Origin of the sequence: Paraburkholderia silvatlantica (genome assembly GCF_003096715.1) — a bacterium.
GTDB lineage: Bacteria > Pseudomonadota > Gammaproteobacteria > Burkholderiales > Burkholderiaceae > Paraburkholderia > Paraburkholderia silvatlantica.
This window is the reverse complement of record NZ_QEOL01000001.1, coordinates 239,273-253,822: the sequence shown is the minus strand read 5'-3', so window position 1 is coordinate 253,822 and position 14,550 is coordinate 239,273. Positions and strand designations below refer to the sequence as shown.

Here is a 14,550-nt window from a genome sequence, read left to right as displayed (position 1 = left end):
CACACGGCGCGCGGCGATGACCGTGCTGCTTTCCGGTAACGCCTGGGTCAATCCGTTTCTCGGTGCGTTGGAGTCCGCGCAGATCGCACTCGGCGGCGTGGCGCACGCGCTCGGTGTCACGGGCGAGAGCCACGGCCAGCCCGCCTGGCCGTGGGCGAAGCGGCTCGCTGTCGAGATTCTGCTGATCGATGCAGGCGTCGCGCGCCAGCTTGCACTCGCGCTCGCCGCCACGGGCAGCGCACTGCTGCTCGCGATCACGGGCCTCTTCTGGCGCAGGCTGCGCGTCGTACTGTTCGGCGCAGCCGTGCTCGCGGCCTGGTTCGCCCCGTGGCCCGACAGTTCACTATGGCTCGCCGACGCCGTGCCCACCAGTTTTCAGACCACGCCATTCACGGTGGCGGCGGTCACGCACGGCGCGGCGCTTTATGCACGCAACTGCGCAATCTGCCACGGCGACACGGGCCGCGGCGACGGCCCGCGCGCCGCCTCGCTCGTGCGCTGGCCGCCGACCGTGGTCGGCCCGCTGCTCGGTCACAGGCTGGACGGCGAGATGTTCTGGCGCGTGATGCAGGGCATGCAAGCGCACGACGGCACGCAAACCATGCCCGGCTTCGCCGGGCGCCTCACCGACGCCGACACATGGGCCATTCTCGATTACCTGAAGGTGCTGGCGGCGGGCGGCGGCGTGCAGGACGGCGACGGCTGGCCGGTCCCAGTCGCCCTGCCCGCACTCGACGTGCGTTGCGGCGCCGCGCCTGCCAAACCGCTGGCCGACTGGCGCGCGAATCAGCGCCTTCGCGCCGTGGCCATCGACACAGGCGGGCCGCCGCGCGAAGACCCGCGCTGGCAGACACTGCTGCTTTTCCGCGATGGCGCATTGCCGTCGCCGTCCGATGCGGCGCGTTGGGCGGCCAACGGTGACGCGTCGTGCGTAGCCGTCACGCCCGGCGCGTGGAATGCGTTCGCGGGGATGGCGGGCATCGATGCGCAGCGCTTCGCGGGCTCGCAGCTGATCGCGGATCGTGATGGCTGGCTGCGAGCCGAGGCAAAGCCGGGCGACCCCGCATGGGCCAACGCCACGTTACTGTGCGCGGCGGGCGGCGGCCGTGCCGAGCGCGTGGCGCACACGAGGACCGACCCGCTCACGTCGCTGCTGTTGCGCATCGACGCGGAGCCGGTGCGTTACGTCAAAGGCGGCTACGTGCATTGAGTTGAGCGCACAAACGTCGGTTCGTTTGCGATGGCGTAGCGCTCGCGCGAATGCGCGCGAAGAGTCCACGCCGGTCGCGTGCGCGTTTCATAGCGCCCGGTCGGCGGCGCGCCCATGCAGAGCGAAGTATTGGCCTGACCAGTTCCCGCCACTCAGGCCGCGCGAGCGAGTTTCGCGGACCTGACGCTTTGCGCAATGCTCTGCGCGAGCACGGCAATCGCGGACTCCATCTTGCCGATGGCACGCGAACGCACGATTCGCACGGTGATCTCCGGCTTGAAATCGCTGATCTGTACAACGTCCAGCGAAGCGAAATGCGCGCTCGCCACGACGAGCGGGTACGGCACGAGCCCGAGGCCCACGCCGTCCGCGACAAGCCCCAGCTGCAATTCCGTGCCCAGCGTTTCGAGATTCAGCCTGAGTACATGCCCTTGTGCGGCAAGCGCATGCTGCAGCCCGGCGCGAAAGCCGCAGCCGTCTGGATTGAGCACCCAGCCATGCGACTGGCATTCGGCGAGCGTGTACGCGCGACGCTTGAGCAAGCCCTTTTGTGCGACCACGGCAAGCTTGAGCGAGCCGAGCGACTCGCCGACGAGCGTCTCGGGCAACGTGCGATTCGCGGGCAACAGCACGACGGCCGCATCGAGTTCGCCGTCCTCAACTTTTTGCAGCAGCGGCGCGCCCCATCCCGTGGACACGCGCGAGCGCAACTCCGGATGTGCGTGACGCAGCGACTGCAGCGCGTCGAGCATCGCGATGTCCGCGACCGTTTGCGCCACGCCAAGGCGCAATACGCCCGCGAGAGGCGCCTCTTCGTTCACGAGTTGCCGCAGCACTTCGATTTCGCGCACAATCGCGCGGCACTGGTCGTAGACGGTACGGCCCATCGGCGTCGGGCGCATGGGTTTGGTGTTGCGATCGAGCAGCGCCACGCCCAGTGCTTCCTCGAAATTCTGGATCCGGCGCGTGACCGCCGGCTGCGTCAGTTCGAGTCTTTCGGCTGCCTGGCTCAGCGATTCGCTGCGCACGGCGGCGACAAACGCTTCGATCTCGTCGAGTTTCATGATGGTCCCGCTGTGATGATCGAGTAGCTTAGCGTCTTCGCGGCGATCCGTTCAAGCCGCTTCGTATTTGCCATCTGCATATTTCCATAGAAGAACAATGCGTTTGCGTTATGGGGATGCGCTCCGTATCGTGTCTGCTCGTCATACGCATTATCCGGGAAATATTTCATGCGCCGCGCTTATGTCCGCTATCTCGTCGCTATAGCTGCAATGCTGCCGGTTGCGGCATTTGCCGCCACACTCAAGGTCGGCGACCAGCAACTGCAGACGCGCGGCATTCTCGAAGCGTCGGGTCAGTTGAAGGACGTACCCTACCGGATCGAATGGTTCAATTTCCCCGCCGCGCAGCCGCTTGGCGAGGCGCTCAACGCGGGCGCGATCGACGTAGGCGGCCTTGGCGACGCGCCGCTCATCTTCGCCTACTCGGCCGGCGCGAAGATCCGCGCGGTTTCGGCCACCCGCTCGACGCCCGTCGATCTCGCGATCGTCGTGCCCGCCAATTCGCCGATCCGCAGCGCGGCCGACCTCAAAGGCCGGCGCATCGCCACGACACGCGGGTCGATCGGTCACTATCTCGCTGTCTCCACCCTCGAGCGTGCGAATATCAAGCTCACCGACGTGACCCTGTCGTACATGCAGCCCGTCGACGCACAGGCGGCGTTAGTCTCAGGCGATGTGGACGCATGGGCGACATGGGACCCTTACGTAGCACTGAGCGAAGCGCGTCAGCACGCGCGCAGCATCGCGAACGGCGTGGGCGTGTCCTCCGGCTTGAGCTTCGAGGCCGCCACCGATACGGCGATCCGCGACAAGCACGCCGAACTCGCCGATTTCCTGCGCCGCGTGGCGGCGGGCCAACGCTGGGCCCTCTCGCACCCCGACGAAGTCGCGGCGATCCAGTCGCGCGTGACGGGCCTGCCTGTCGACGTGCTGAAGACGGTCTATCAGCGTGCGCAACTGCATCCTGTGCAGATTGACGACGCCGTGATCGCCGAACAGCAGCGCACCGCCGATCTTTACCTGCGCGCGGACGTGATCAAAACGCGTATCGACGTCGCACCGAGCTTCGACAAGCAGTTCTCGTCGACCGCGCCCTGAACAGGCTCCCATCACCCGCACTTCTCCGTTCACGCAAGCACTTGCGCCGCCTCGCTGAGCGATCTTCAAGGAACCCCGTCATGAGTGTCGAATTCATCGGCTACGTCAGTCATCAGAAGGCCAGTGAAATCCATTTGGCGAAAGGTCCCGCCGTCAATCCGCCATGGATCGCAGCTGTCGCGAAGGAAGACGGTGCGCAGCGCGCCGCAGCAGCATGAAAATGCCAGCGCCCCGCACGGAAGGCTTTTACCACCCGTTGTATCTGTTCAAGACAATGATGGAACCGACATGGCTGACTTAACCACTTCTTCAAACAGCTATGTCCCGTCGTCGCGGGCTGGCTCGCGGCTTTCGACGGACCGCTTTTACTTCTGGCTCTCCTGGGCTGTCCCCGCGCTGATTTTCGTGCTCTGGGAGATCGCGGCGCGCGTGGGATGGCTCACGCCACAAGTGCTGCCGGCGCCGAGCAGCGTCGCGGCGACGGCGTGGAATCTCGCCCGCAACGGCGACCTGTTCGTTCACCTTGGCGTCTCGCTCCTGCGCGCGCTGACCGGCTTTCTGATCGGCAGTGCAATCGGGCTCGTTCTAGGCGTGCTGGTCGGCTTTTCCCGCCTCGCCCAGGCGCTCATCGACCGGTCGATCCAGATGGTGCGCGCGATACCGTTTCTCGCAATGCTGCCGCTCGTGATCGTGTGGTTTGGCGTAGGCGAAGTCGCGAAGATTTTTCTCGTCGCGCTCGCAGTCCTCTTTCCCATCTACATCAACACGATGCTCGGCATTCGCCAGATCGATCCGAAACTGATGGAACTCGCCAGCGTGATCGGGATGAAATGGCCCGCTGTCGTGCGCCGGATCATTCTGCCCGGCGCGATGCCCGCGATCCTCACAGGCGTGCGGTATGCGCTCGCGCACGCGTGGCTCGCGCTCGTCATCGCCGAAACCCTCGCGACGACCAAAGGCATCGGCTTTCTCGCCATGGACGCCCGCGAATTCCTGCAGACCAACGTCATCCTGCTGACCATGATTATTTACGCGATCATCGGCGTCGCCGCCGACGCCCTCGTCCGTTCGCTCGAAGCACGCTTCCTGTCGTGGCATGCGAACTACGCGAAGGGAGAGAAGTCATGAGCGTCACTGCCACGTTGTCCGGTCACGCAAACGCCATTGACGTCATTGAAGGCGCTACCCGCCGCGAAACCGAAACCGCCGCCTCGCCGCTGGCCGTCTCGGTGCGCGGGCTCCAGCGCCGTTATGGCGCGCGTGTCGTGATCGATGCGCTCGACCTCGATATCCGCAAAGGCGAATTCGTCGCACTGCTCGGCGAAAGCGGCTGCGGCAAGACCACGCTGCTGCGCGCGCTCGCGGGTCTCGATACGCCGGATGCCGGGCAGATTCGCGCGCCGGAGCGGCCGTCCGTGGTGTTTCAGGAGCATCGCTTGCTGCCCTGGGCCAACTTGTGGGAGAACGTCGCGCTCGGTCACGAGTCGAGCATCGGTCGCGCCGGTGCGTCGCGCGCGCTGGCCGAAGTCGGCCTGGCGGGCCGCGAGCGCGACTGGCCGCGCAATCTTTCCGGCGGACAGGCGCAGCGCGTGGCACTGGCGCGCGCGCTCGTGCGCGAACCCGCGCTGCTGTTGCTCGACGAGCCGTTCGCTGCGCTCGATGCGCTTACGCGCATCAAAATGCACGGGCTCGTCAAGGAACTGGTCGCACGTCACGCGCCGGGCGTGCTCATCGTGACGCACGACGTCGACGAGGCGCTCGCGCTCGCCGACCGCATTCTCGTCATGCGCGCCGGGCGCATCGCCGCTTCGTTTCATCCCAAAGACCACACACCGCAAGATTTGCGGCTCACGCTGCTCGAGGAACTCGGCGTTCAGTCCCACTGAACCGACTCCTCCACCATACAAAAGGAAGGACCACGAATGAACGATGCTTCACTGACTCGCCGCCAGCTTCTGCGCGCGGCGGGCGGACTGCTGGCCGGCGCCGCCGCCGCGCATCTGCTTCCCGCGCGCGCGGCGCAGCCGGCGAGACTCACGCGCAACACCGACACGGTCCGCATTGGCTGGGGCTACGGCGCCCTGCCCGACATCGCGAGGCAACGCGGCGTGTTCGAGAAATCGCTCGCGGCGAAGAACATCAAGGTCGAATGGGTCGGGCCATTTCCGAACCACGCTCCGTCGATCCAGGCCGTGGTGGGCGGCAGCGCGGATTTCGGCTTCTGGGGATCGACGACACCTGCGCTCGCCGCCATGCTGGCCGGCGCCCCCATCGTCTTCACAGGCTTCGACGTGTACTCGCCGCGTTCGACCGCCATCATCGTGAAGAAGACGAGTGGCATTCAATCCGTGGCCGACCTCGCCGGCCGCAAGGTCGCGGTGAACCGCTCGGGGCTCGGCGAGTTCCTGCTCATCGCGGCGCTGGAAAAACACCGCGTCGACCGCAGCAAGGTCGAGTTCGTCTATCTGAATCCACCCGATGCGGCGCCCGCGTTTGCGCAAGGCAAGGTCGACGCGTGGTCGATGTGGTCGCCCGCTGTAGACATCTCGCGCTATGCGAACGACGCAAAGGACATCTTCAACGAGGGACGCGATCTCGACTTCCTCATCGACTACAGCTCGCTCGTGACGCGCCGCAAGTTCACCGAGGAAAACTCCGAGCTGGTGCGCGCCGTGCTCGATGCTTACTACGTGGAAGGCGCCTGGCAGTCGCAGCACCCGGCCGAGTCGGAAGCGCTCGTGCAAAAGGAAGCGAAATATCCGGATCAGGTGCGCGACTATCTGGCGAGCCTGAAGCGCGTGAACCAGTTCCACGAGCCAGACGATGCAGCTTTCATGGCGCAGTTGCAACGCGCGGCGGACTGGCTCGCGCAACGCAAGATCATCGGCGCACCCATCAAGGTCGCCGACTACAGCGTCAAGGTATGACGCGCCACCCAATTGCACGCCACGCACGCGAAGGCGGCTTGAACCGGAAAGCGTATGTCCGAAACTCACAGCTCATCGCCTGGCGGAATCGCGCTCGTCTCGCCGTTGTCGGCGTCGCTCGGGTTCGCTGATGCCATTAGCGGGATCGCCGCGACCGCGGCGCAGCGCGAGCGCGAGCAGCGCTTGCCGCACGAAGAGATCGCTGCACTGAAGGCACTGGGCTTCGGCGCATTGCGCCTGCCCGCCGATGACGGCGGCCACGGGGTGTCGTTGCGCGAGCTTTTCGCCGTGGCGCGCGACGTCGCCGCGGCCGATTCGAATATCGCCCACGCCTTTCGCAATCACTTCTGGCAAGTGGAGGCGGCCCTCGAACGCCGCGAGCATCCTTTCCATGCGCATGTGCTCGACCTCACGCGCCGGCACAAGACGATCGGCCTGAGCTTCGTCGAAAGCGATGCGAAGGCGGCGGGCGCGCGGCCGAGCGCCGTACTGAGCCGGCTGGAATGGGACGACCGAAGGCAGGTCTATGTCGGGACGGGCGACAAGGTGTACGCGACCGGCAATCTCTACAACGACGCATTCGTCGGACTCGCCGTCGAAAGCCGCGCGAACGGGACCGTGCAATATGTGCTCGAACGAGGCGAAGGCGTCGGCACCGGGGACGACTGGCAGGGTTTCGGCCAGCGCCTGACCGGCTCAGGCACCGCGCGGTTTCGCAACGTCGTGGTGAAGCCCGCGCACGTCTATGCGGCCGATCCGCCGAAAGCGCCCGAAGCCGCGCCGTGGGGCTTCACCTTCCACCAGGTCTACCTCACCAACTGCATTGCCGGCATTGTGCGGCGAGTGGTTCTGGATGCGGTGGAGGTGCTGCGCGCGCGGCGGCGCAACTTCTACCATGGCGAAGCCGCGCAGCCCGCCGACGAACCGGCGCTGCAGGCGTTGCTGGGCCGCATTCGCGCCTACGCCGCGAGCATCGAGGCGAGCGCGGTGCGCGCCGTAGAGGCGCTGCAACGTGCCGCGGAGAGCCGAGGCACGCGCGACGACTACGCGAGCGCCCTCGCCGCGACGCTCGCCGCCTCGGAAGCCAAGGTCGTGATCGACGATCTCGCGCCGCAGGTCGCGAGCTGGCTGATCGATCTGGGCTCGGGCTCGGTGGTGTCGACCGCGGCCGCGCTGGACCGGCACTGGCGCAATATCAAGGTAATCGCCTCGCACAACCCGCGCCTCTACAAGGAGCGTCTGCTCGGTCAGAACCTGCTGACCGGGCAGCTCCCGCCAACGGGGGCGTTCTTCTGATCCGGTCCGCGCGGGCGTTGCTTCATGCCGCCAGTTCGCGGCGCACGCGCGGCACGATCTCCTGGGCAAAACGGCCCATGTCGTGCTCGAAGGGCTGGAACTGCAGCATGAAGAGTTCAACTCCCGCGCGGTGAAATTCGGCGATGCGCCGCGCAACCGTGTCGTAGTCGCCCACGAGTCCCGCTGCCGTACCCCCATTGGAGCCGACGCGCGCCGAGCGTGCAAAGGTCTTGAACATCTCGACGTTCGGATCGATGTTGGCCTTCTGGCGCTCGCGCAGCGGCTTGTCGCGTTCGGCCAGCGCGAACAGATGATCGAGGTGCGCCTCGGCCTGCGCCTGGGTCTCGCGTGCGATCACGAAAGCGGACAGACCGAAGCGCAAGGCATCGTGCCCGTCGGGCCGCGCGCGTGCCGACACATCGGCGATCAGGCCCGATACGTCGTCGAGCGGCTGGCCGTTGATGAACCAGACGTCGCCGTGCGCGGCCACCAGCTCGCGCGCCGGCTCCGACTCGCCGCCCACGTAGACGCGTGGGCGGGCGCGGAACGGATCGGCGGGACGCAGCCGGTAATCGTCGATATGGAAGTGCTCGCCGTGGTGATTCACGCTCTGGCCGCGCAACAGCGCGTCGACAACCGTGATCCACTCGCGGCCGTAGGCGTAGCGATCGTCGTGCTCCGGGAATGCAATGCCCGCGCGCTCCAGTTCCGGCCGGTTCCATGCATTCACGAGGTTGATCGCGAAGCGCCCGCCGCTGATGTGCTCGATCTGCTGCGCCATCTTCGCGAGCACGACCGGGTGGTAGAGAAACGGCTTGATCGCGGCGATGATCTCGATACGGGATGTGAGCGCGGCCAAAGCGGCCGAGGCCGTCCACGCCTCCAGCTGGTCGAGCGCAGGATCGTGCGGATTGACCGTATGCTGAGCGACGAGCACCGAATCGAAGCCGAGACGTTCGGCTTCGAGCACGAGCGCCTTGTTGCGGGCCCACGATGCGTCGTAGGGTTCGGCGGGGTCCTGCAGCGCCGCGCGGCTTCCATGCACGAGCGCCCAGATGCCAAAGCGTGGGAAAGAACGGGACATTGCGTGAAGAGGTAAAAGAGGGGACACCCATGCTAACGCCGCGCGCGCCGCGATGAATCCAATATCTCCTGCTATCGAACCCGCGAAAACGCATAAAGCCTACGCGGCCCCGAACGTGAGTCCACTGTCTCCGCGCGGGCCTCGCAGTACACGCTGTCCGCATGGAACGAGGGCTCGAAATGGGCGGGCACGGAAGAGGCGCGGAAGCTTCGAGCATCGGTCAGTTCCTGTGTCCCGCCAAAGAATGATTGAGACTCTCCTTTTTCGCCGGGAAGCTTCAGTTCATGCGTAGATGGAATGTTTATCAGCATTCGATATTTAAAACGCGCATGGATGAATGCTAGCCTTTTTCAGATCAGCTCACGGTGGGTATGGTCTTCCTTGTATCGCGCCGCCGTGACCGCATCCAACCGAGGAGCCCGCATGAGCATCGAATTCATCGGCATGATCCAGCAACGCAAAGTGTCGGAAACCCATCTCGCCGAAGGCCCGGCCATCGACGTCGATTACGTTCGCGACTTCGCGCAGGCACACGAGCGCGCGGGTTTCGATCGCATTCTCGTTCCGCACAGCTCGGTCAGCCCCGACGCTACGCTCACCATCGGCTATGCGGCGAGCGTGACTTCGCGCGTGCATTTCATGCTGGCGCACCGCCCCGGCTTTATCGCGCCGACGCTCGCCGCGCGCCAGCTCGCAACGCTCGATCACTTCTCCGGGGGCCGGCTCGCCGTGCACTTCATCTCCGGGGGCAGCGACGCCGACCAGCGACGCGACGGCGACTATCTGAGCCACGACGAACGCTACGCGCGCACCGACGAGTATTTGCAGGTCCTCAAGCGCGTCTGGACCGAGGGCAAACCGTTCGACCACGAAGGCCGCTTCTATCGCTTCGAGCAGGCCTGGTCGGAGGTCAAGCCGCGTCAGCAGCCGCATGTGCCGATCTACTTCGGCGGCGCATCGCCAGCGGCACTCGCGGTTGCGGGCAAGCACGCCGACGTCTACGCGCTGTGGGGCGAATCGAAGCAAGGCGTTGCCGACCTGATCGGCCGCGTACGCGCCGAAGCCGCGAAACACGGGCGTAACGTGCGCTTTTCGGTTTCGTTCCGGCCGATCCTCGCCGACACTGAAAAAGCCGCGTGGGAGCGTGCCGAGCACATCCTTGCGCAAACACGCCGCCTGCGCGCCGAACAGGGCCTCGACAAGGGCGGCCCGCTGCAGAGCGAAGGCGCGCGGCGGCTCCTCGCCGCCGCCGGCGAAGGCGACGGCGTGCGCGCCGACGAACGCCTGTGGACCGCCGTCGCGAAGGAGATCGGCGGGCGCTCGAACTCTACGGCACTCGTCGGCACGCCCGCGCAGGTCGCACAGACGCTCGCCGAATATCACGCGCTGGGCGTCACGACGTTCCTGATTCGCGGCTTCGATCCGCTCGAAGACGCCATCGACTATGGCCGCGTGCTGATTCCGGCCACGCGCGAACTGACCTCGCGCGTGCGCGCCGCTGCGTGAGGACTCCCGGGAAACCGATATGACCCATACCGCCATCGCAGACCTCGCCAGCAACGCACCGCGCGCCGACCTGCGGCACGCGCCCGTGCGCAAGTTCTGGTTCGACGACGAAGCGCCCGCGCGCAGCCTCGGCGCAGAGCGCCGCCATCGACAGGAACGGCTCGCCGGCGCGTTCCGCCTCTTCGCGCGCTACGGCTTCGATCAGGGGCTCGCAGGACATATCACCGCGCGCGACCCCGAATGGCCCGATCATTTCTGGGTCAACCCGCTCGGACTGCATTTCGGGCGCATCCGGGTTTCCGACCTGCTGCTCGTGAACCGGCACGGCGAGATCGTCGTGGGCGCCGGCCCCGTGAACCAGGCCGCATTCGCAATTCACGCCGCCATTCACGATGCACGCCCCGATATCGTCGCCGCGGCCCACACGCACTCCCTTTACGGCAAGGCCTGGTCTACGCTCGGCCGCACGCTCGATCCGCTCACGCAAGACGCCTGCGCGTTCTACGAAGACCATGCGCTCTTCGACGATTTTCGCGGCGTGGTGCTCGACACGAGCGAAGGTGCGCGCATTGCCGACGCACTGGGCGAACACAAGGCGGTGATCCTCAAGAACCACGGCATTCTCACTGCGGGGCCGAGCGTCGAAGCGGCGGCATGGTGGTACATCGCGCTGGACAACGCTTGCCACACGCAATTGCTCGCGCAGGCCGCCGGCCAGCCGCAGCCGATTCCGCACGACGTCGCCGTGCTCACGCACACGCAGGTGGGTCGCCCCGGCGGCGCGCGCTACGCATTCGAAAGCCTCTACGCGGGACTCGTCAAACACGAACCGGATCTGCTCGACTGATGGGTATCCACAAGCTTCGCCGCTTCGTCGGCACGATCGCGGAACTGCTCGACCGCTCGCCGCGCGAGCCCAGGCTGATCGAGCACGGGTTGGAAGCGCTGCGCGAACTCGTGCGCGACGACGACTGGCTGCCCGACGCGTATGCCGCGCCCTCACCCGAGCGCTATCAGCAATATCTGCTCCACGCCGATGCGCGCCAGCGCTTTTCCGTGGTCAGCTTCGTTTGGGGCCCGGGCCAGCAAACGCCCATTCACGACCATACCGTCTGGGGTCTGATTGGCGTGCTGCGCGGCGCCGAGTATGCGCAGCCCTACGCGCACGACGCGGCTGGCACGTTGCGCCCGCAGGGTAACGAAGTGCTGCTGGAGCGTGGCGAAGTCGAGGCCGTCTCGCCCACGCTCGGCGACATTCACCGCGTGCGCAACGCATTCGACGACCGCGTTTCGGTCAGCATTCACGTGTACGGCGCGAACATCGGCGCAGTGCGCCGGTTCACCTACCCGCCCAACGCCCCGCCGAAGCCCTTCATCTCCGGTTACTCGAACGATACGCTCCCGAACATCTGGGACCTCACCAGGGAATCCACCGTCTCATGAAATCCATTCCCACGCGCACGTACCAGAATGTGCGCGACGCGCTGCTCGAGCGCCGCGAGATCGCACTGATCGATGTGCGCGAGGAAGACACACATGCGCAAAGCCATCCGCTTTTCGCGGCCAACCTGCCGCTTGCGAAGCTCGAACTCGATGCCTGGACGAAGCTGCCGCGCCGCGGCGTGCCGATCGTGCTGCTCGACGACGGCGAAGGCTACGCGCAGCGCGCGGCCGTCGCGCTCGACGGATTGGGTTACACCGATATCGCCCTGCTTGAAGGCGGTCTCGCAGGCTGGATTCGCGCAGGCGGCGAAGTGTTCCGCGACGTGAACGTGCCCAGCAAGGCGTTTGGCGAGTTCGTCGAATCGGAACGCCACACGCCTTCGCTTTCGGCGCAGGCGGTGGGCGCGCTGCTTGCGAGCGGCGAAGACGTGATCGTGCTCGACGCGCGCCGCTTCGACGAATACCAGACGATGAATATTCCAGGCAGCATCAGCGTGCCAGGCGCAGAACTCGCGCTGCGCGCCCGTGCGCTCGCACCCGACCCGGCCACGCGAGTGATCGTGAACTGCGCGGGGCGCACGCGCAGCATCATCGGTGCACAGTCGCTCGTCAACGCGGGACTGCCGAATCCTGTGGCGGCGCTGCGCAACGGCACGATAGGCTGGACGCTCGCGGGCCAGGAACTGGAGCACGGCAGCGCGCGCCGCTTCGACCTCGAGGCGGGCCGCGACGCCGCCACGCTGGCGACATCGCGCGCGGGCGCCGCCGCGCTTGCGGACCGCGCGGGTGTCGGGCGCACCACGCTAGCCGAGGCCGCTCGCTGGGCAGCCGATGCATCGCGCACCACGTACCGCTTCGATGTGCGCACGCCAGCCGAGTACGAACAGGCGCACGCGCCGGGATTCCAGGGCGCACAAGGCGGCCAGCTTGTACAGGAAACCGAAATGTTCGCGCCGGTTCGCGGTGCGCGCGTGGTGCTGTTCGACGACGATGGCGTGCGCGCCAACATGACGGCGTCGTGGCTCGCGCAGATGAATATCGACGTGTACGTGGTGGATGAAGCGCGCACAGAGGATCTCACCGAGGTCGGGGCGTGGCATGCGCCGAAGCCCGCGGCGCCCGCTGTCGCGTCGATCACGCCCGAGGTGCTCGCGGCGCGTCTTGCCGAGCCGGATCACGGCACCATCGTGCTCGATTTCACGTCGAGCGCCAATCACGTCAAGGCGCACATTCCTGGCGCGTGGTGGGCGTTGCGATCGCATGTTGCTCCCGGCTTCGGCGACCTGCGTGCGGTGCCGGATGCACAGCGCTACGTCGCCGTGTGCATGAGCAATGCGCTCGCCCCGTTCGCCGCATCCGATATCGCCGCGCTGACGGGCAAGCCCGTGGAGGTGCTGGAAGGGGGCACCGCCGCATGGCAGCGCGCGGGGCTGCCGGTGGAGAGCGGCGATGCGCGCCTCGCCTCGCCGCGTATCGACCGTTATCGGCGCCCGTACGAAGGCACCGGCAACGCACGCGAAGCGATGAACGCCTACCTCGAATGGGAGTACGGTCTGGTCGCTCAACTCGGCCGCGACGGCACGCACGGCTTTTTTGTGATCTGAACGACCACGCCGCCAGCCAGTTCGGCTTGCCACGGGCAAAGAACGCCAAAATCTTTGCCAAGGCGTTCAGCGCCTGTTTTCCGGCGACCCTACGATCCGTTTCATGGATCGCGCTCACCACTCCAGCCGATCTTGTGTGCTCCGTTCGCTGCCGCCGGAAGGCGTGGTTGGGGTCGGAATCGCTAGACGGTTAGTCGCATTATTGTCACCCTCCTGCGCTAAGCGCGGTGGGATCTTCCCTGCCGTGGGGCGCAGTAACACGCACTGCGCCTTATGCCTTCGATGGAAGTCGGACCATACGCCCGCCCAAGGCCCCGGAATCGATTGAGGCAGTTCCCCCGCAAGCTCGACTCTGCTTCGGGTCCGGAATTTGCAATGTTTCGTACTCGAGCGATAACGTGCAAAGCCGGGAGTCGTGCGATGAATGAGGAACGGAGAGCGAAGATCGAAGCGGTGGCGGGCAGGTTCATTCAGGAAGTGATGACCACGGGCCTCACATGGGATGAGGCGGTCGCCGTATTTGGCCTTGCCGCGAAGGCCACTGCACAAACCGCGGTACGCCTGGGGGCAGGCACGCCGGCGGATTGCCTTACGGTGGCGCGCATCCGGTTCGAGGACGCCTTCGCGCAGGACGTGCGGGTTGTCGTTACTGAATCCGCCGCGCAGGCGCGCCATGTCGCCCACTCGGACAATCCGCTCCTTGCGACCGCGCACCGCCGCCACACCGCCAAACTTCATTGACCGCCAGCCGGCGTTCCGGTCCCGCTGTATGCCGCCGCTGCTGCGGCAGTGCGTTTCACCGATGCAATGCCCGCGCTGCCTCAGGTCAGGGCTTGGTCTCGGCAAACTGGACGCGCAACTCCCGGATGCGATCGAGATCCTGTGCCACATCGCTATATAGCCGCGCCAACACGGCGCTCACATCCGCGGGCAGATCCCTTTCAAGCGCATTGTGAAACCGCTTCTCCGCGGTATCTTCACCCTTTTCGCAGTCCGCAAGGATGGTGTCGTCGGTGCGGGCGCCAACTGCCGATTTCACATTGAGCCAACCGCGATGCAACGCGCCCGCAACGCTGCCGCCGCTTTCCGGCTTGCCGCCAAGCTTCACCACGAGGTCCTGCAACTCGCGCGCGCCGCGCGAGCAGTGCACGGCACTTTCGAGCAGCGCTTCGTTCACGCTTGCGTGCTGTGCCTCGTCGGCGGCTTTCGTGAATTCGTGCTCGCCGTCCTTTGAAGTTTCGATCAGTTCGTTCAGCATGGCAATGACCGTGGTTGTCATGGGTTTGCTCCCGTCGAATCAACACGTGACATTGCCATG

Annotated in this window: 15 protein-coding genes; 12 read left to right on the top strand and 3 right to left on the bottom strand. The window is 66.0% G+C overall.

What is annotated here, in order from left to right; all coding sequences use genetic code 11:
- The first annotated feature begins 16 nt into the window (after positions 1-16).
- Entirely contained in the window at positions 17-1,210 is a 1,194-nt protein-coding gene (locus tag C7411_RS01190) for a c-type cytochrome (protein ID WP_110382746.1), read from the top strand.
- A 152-nt stretch (positions 1,211-1,362) separates the two neighbouring features.
- Here the strand turns inward: C7411_RS01190 and C7411_RS01185 are convergent, their stop codons facing one another.
- Complete coding sequence (locus tag C7411_RS01185) at positions 1,363-2,274, bottom strand: LysR family transcriptional regulator (protein WP_110382745.1); 912 nt, start codon at positions 2,272-2,274, stop codon at positions 1,363-1,365.
- Between the two features lie 168 nt (positions 2,275-2,442).
- Here C7411_RS01185 and C7411_RS01180 point away from each other — a divergent pair, with 168 nt between their 5' ends.
- The 6 genes from C7411_RS01180 to C7411_RS01160 all read left to right on the top strand — a co-directional run bounded on the left by C7411_RS01180 (position 2,443) and on the right by C7411_RS01160 (position 7,595).
- Positions 2,443-3,372, top strand: a complete 930-nt coding sequence (locus C7411_RS01180; protein ID WP_110382744.1) for an ABC transporter substrate-binding protein — start codon at positions 2,443-2,445, stop codon at positions 3,370-3,372.
- Between the two features lie 80 nt (positions 3,373-3,452).
- Entirely contained in the window at positions 3,453-3,590 is a 138-nt protein-coding gene (locus tag C7411_RS37265) for a hypothetical protein (protein WP_165822717.1), read from the top strand.
- Positions 3,591-3,660: 70 nt separating this feature from the next.
- On the top strand, positions 3,661-4,500 hold the full coding sequence (locus C7411_RS01175; RefSeq protein WP_110382743.1) for an ABC transporter permease subunit: 840 nt from the start codon (positions 3,661-3,663) through the stop codon (positions 4,498-4,500).
- On the top strand, positions 4,497-5,258 hold the full coding sequence (locus C7411_RS01170; protein WP_110382742.1) for an ABC transporter ATP-binding protein: 762 nt from the start codon (positions 4,497-4,499) through the stop codon (positions 5,256-5,258). Before C7411_RS01175 ends, C7411_RS01170 begins: the two co-directional genes overlap by 4 nt.
- A 36-nt stretch (positions 5,259-5,294) precedes the next feature.
- Positions 5,295-6,299 carry an NrtA/SsuA/CpmA family ABC transporter substrate-binding protein gene (locus C7411_RS01165; protein WP_110382741.1) on the top strand — a complete coding sequence of 335 codons (1,005 nt, stop codon included), beginning with the start codon at positions 5,295-5,297 and terminating at the stop codon, positions 6,297-6,299.
- 54 nt (positions 6,300-6,353) lie between these two features.
- A complete protein-coding gene (locus tag C7411_RS01160; protein WP_110382740.1) occupies positions 6,354-7,595 on the top strand; it encodes an acyl-CoA dehydrogenase family protein in 1,242 nt (413 codons plus the stop codon).
- Between the two features lie 22 nt (positions 7,596-7,617).
- Here C7411_RS01160 and C7411_RS01155 read toward each other — a convergent pair whose 3' ends face one another.
- Positions 7,618-8,679, bottom strand: a complete 1,062-nt coding sequence (locus C7411_RS01155) for an LLM class flavin-dependent oxidoreductase (protein WP_110382739.1) — start codon at positions 8,677-8,679, stop codon at positions 7,618-7,620.
- A 423-nt stretch (positions 8,680-9,102) separates the two neighbouring features.
- On the opposite strand from C7411_RS01155, the gene C7411_RS01150 reads away from it, so the two are divergent.
- From C7411_RS01150 to C7411_RS01130, 5 genes are all read left to right on the top strand, one after another.
- Entirely contained in the window at positions 9,103-10,185 is a 1,083-nt protein-coding gene (locus C7411_RS01150) for an LLM class flavin-dependent oxidoreductase (RefSeq protein ID WP_110382738.1), read from the top strand.
- 19 nt (positions 10,186-10,204) lie between these two features.
- Positions 10,205-11,032 carry a class II aldolase/adducin family protein gene (locus C7411_RS01145; protein ID WP_110382737.1) on the top strand — a complete coding sequence of 276 codons (828 nt, stop codon included), beginning with the start codon at positions 10,205-10,207 and terminating at the stop codon, positions 11,030-11,032.
- Positions 11,032-11,628 (top strand): cysteine dioxygenase family protein, encoded by a 597-nt coding sequence (locus C7411_RS01140; RefSeq protein WP_110382736.1) that lies wholly within the window; start codon positions 11,032-11,034, stop codon positions 11,626-11,628. The genes C7411_RS01145 and C7411_RS01140 overlap by 1 nt, the downstream gene beginning before the upstream one ends.
- A complete protein-coding gene (locus C7411_RS01135) occupies positions 11,625-13,232 on the top strand; it encodes a rhodanese-related sulfurtransferase (RefSeq protein ID WP_110382735.1) in 1,608 nt (535 codons plus the stop codon). The genes C7411_RS01140 and C7411_RS01135 overlap by 4 nt, the downstream gene beginning before the upstream one ends.
- A gap of 420 nt (positions 13,233-13,652) precedes the next feature.
- On the top strand, positions 13,653-13,973 hold the full coding sequence (locus tag C7411_RS01130; RefSeq protein ID WP_110382734.1) for a hypothetical protein: 321 nt from the start codon (positions 13,653-13,655) through the stop codon (positions 13,971-13,973).
- 85 nt (positions 13,974-14,058) lie between these two features.
- On the opposite strand, the gene C7411_RS01125 is transcribed toward C7411_RS01130, so the two are convergent.
- Positions 14,059-14,511 carry a ferritin-like domain-containing protein gene (locus C7411_RS01125; protein WP_110382733.1) on the bottom strand — a complete coding sequence of 151 codons (453 nt, stop codon included), beginning with the start codon at positions 14,509-14,511 and terminating at the stop codon, positions 14,059-14,061.
- Positions 14,512-14,550 lie beyond the last annotated feature (39 nt).

Bases quoted from the DNA above. Each gene is read 5' to 3' on its own strand.
- C7411_RS01145 (WP_110382737.1), top strand. From the start codon at position 10,205: ATGACCCATACCGCCATCGCAGACCTCGCCAGCAACGCACCGCGCGCC.
- C7411_RS01140 (WP_110382736.1), top strand. From the start codon at position 11,032: ATGGGTATCCACAAGCTTCGCCGCTTCGTCGGCACGATCGCGGAACTG.
- C7411_RS01135 (WP_110382735.1), top strand. From the start codon at position 11,625: ATGAAATCCATTCCCACGCGCACGTACCAGAATGTGCGCGACGCGCTG.
- C7411_RS01175 (WP_110382743.1), top strand. From the start codon at position 3,661: ATGGCTGACTTAACCACTTCTTCAAACAGCTATGTCCCGTCGTCGCGG.
- C7411_RS01180 (WP_110382744.1), top strand. From the start codon at position 2,443: ATGCGCCGCGCTTATGTCCGCTATCTCGTCGCTATAGCTGCAATGCTG.
- C7411_RS01170 (WP_110382742.1), top strand. From the start codon at position 4,497: ATGAGCGTCACTGCCACGTTGTCCGGTCACGCAAACGCCATTGACGTC.
- C7411_RS01155 (WP_110382739.1), bottom strand. From the start codon at position 8,679: ATGTCCCGTTCTTTCCCACGCTTTGGCATCTGGGCGCTCGTGCATGGA.
- C7411_RS37265 (WP_165822717.1), top strand. From the start codon at position 3,453: ATGAGTGTCGAATTCATCGGCTACGTCAGTCATCAGAAGGCCAGTGAA.
- C7411_RS01160 (WP_110382740.1), top strand. From the start codon at position 6,354: ATGTCCGAAACTCACAGCTCATCGCCTGGCGGAATCGCGCTCGTCTCG.
- C7411_RS01190 (WP_110382746.1), top strand. From the start codon at position 17: ATGACCGTGCTGCTTTCCGGTAACGCCTGGGTCAATCCGTTTCTCGGT.
- C7411_RS01130 (WP_110382734.1), top strand. From the start codon at position 13,653: ATGAATGAGGAACGGAGAGCGAAGATCGAAGCGGTGGCGGGCAGGTTC.
- C7411_RS01185 (WP_110382745.1), bottom strand. From the start codon at position 2,274: ATGAAACTCGACGAGATCGAAGCGTTTGTCGCCGCCGTGCGCAGCGAA.
- C7411_RS01165 (WP_110382741.1), top strand. From the start codon at position 5,295: ATGAACGATGCTTCACTGACTCGCCGCCAGCTTCTGCGCGCGGCGGGC.
- C7411_RS01125 (WP_110382733.1), bottom strand. From the start codon at position 14,511: ATGACAACCACGGTCATTGCCATGCTGAACGAACTGATCGAAACTTCA.
- C7411_RS01150 (WP_110382738.1), top strand. From the start codon at position 9,103: ATGAGCATCGAATTCATCGGCATGATCCAGCAACGCAAAGTGTCGGAA.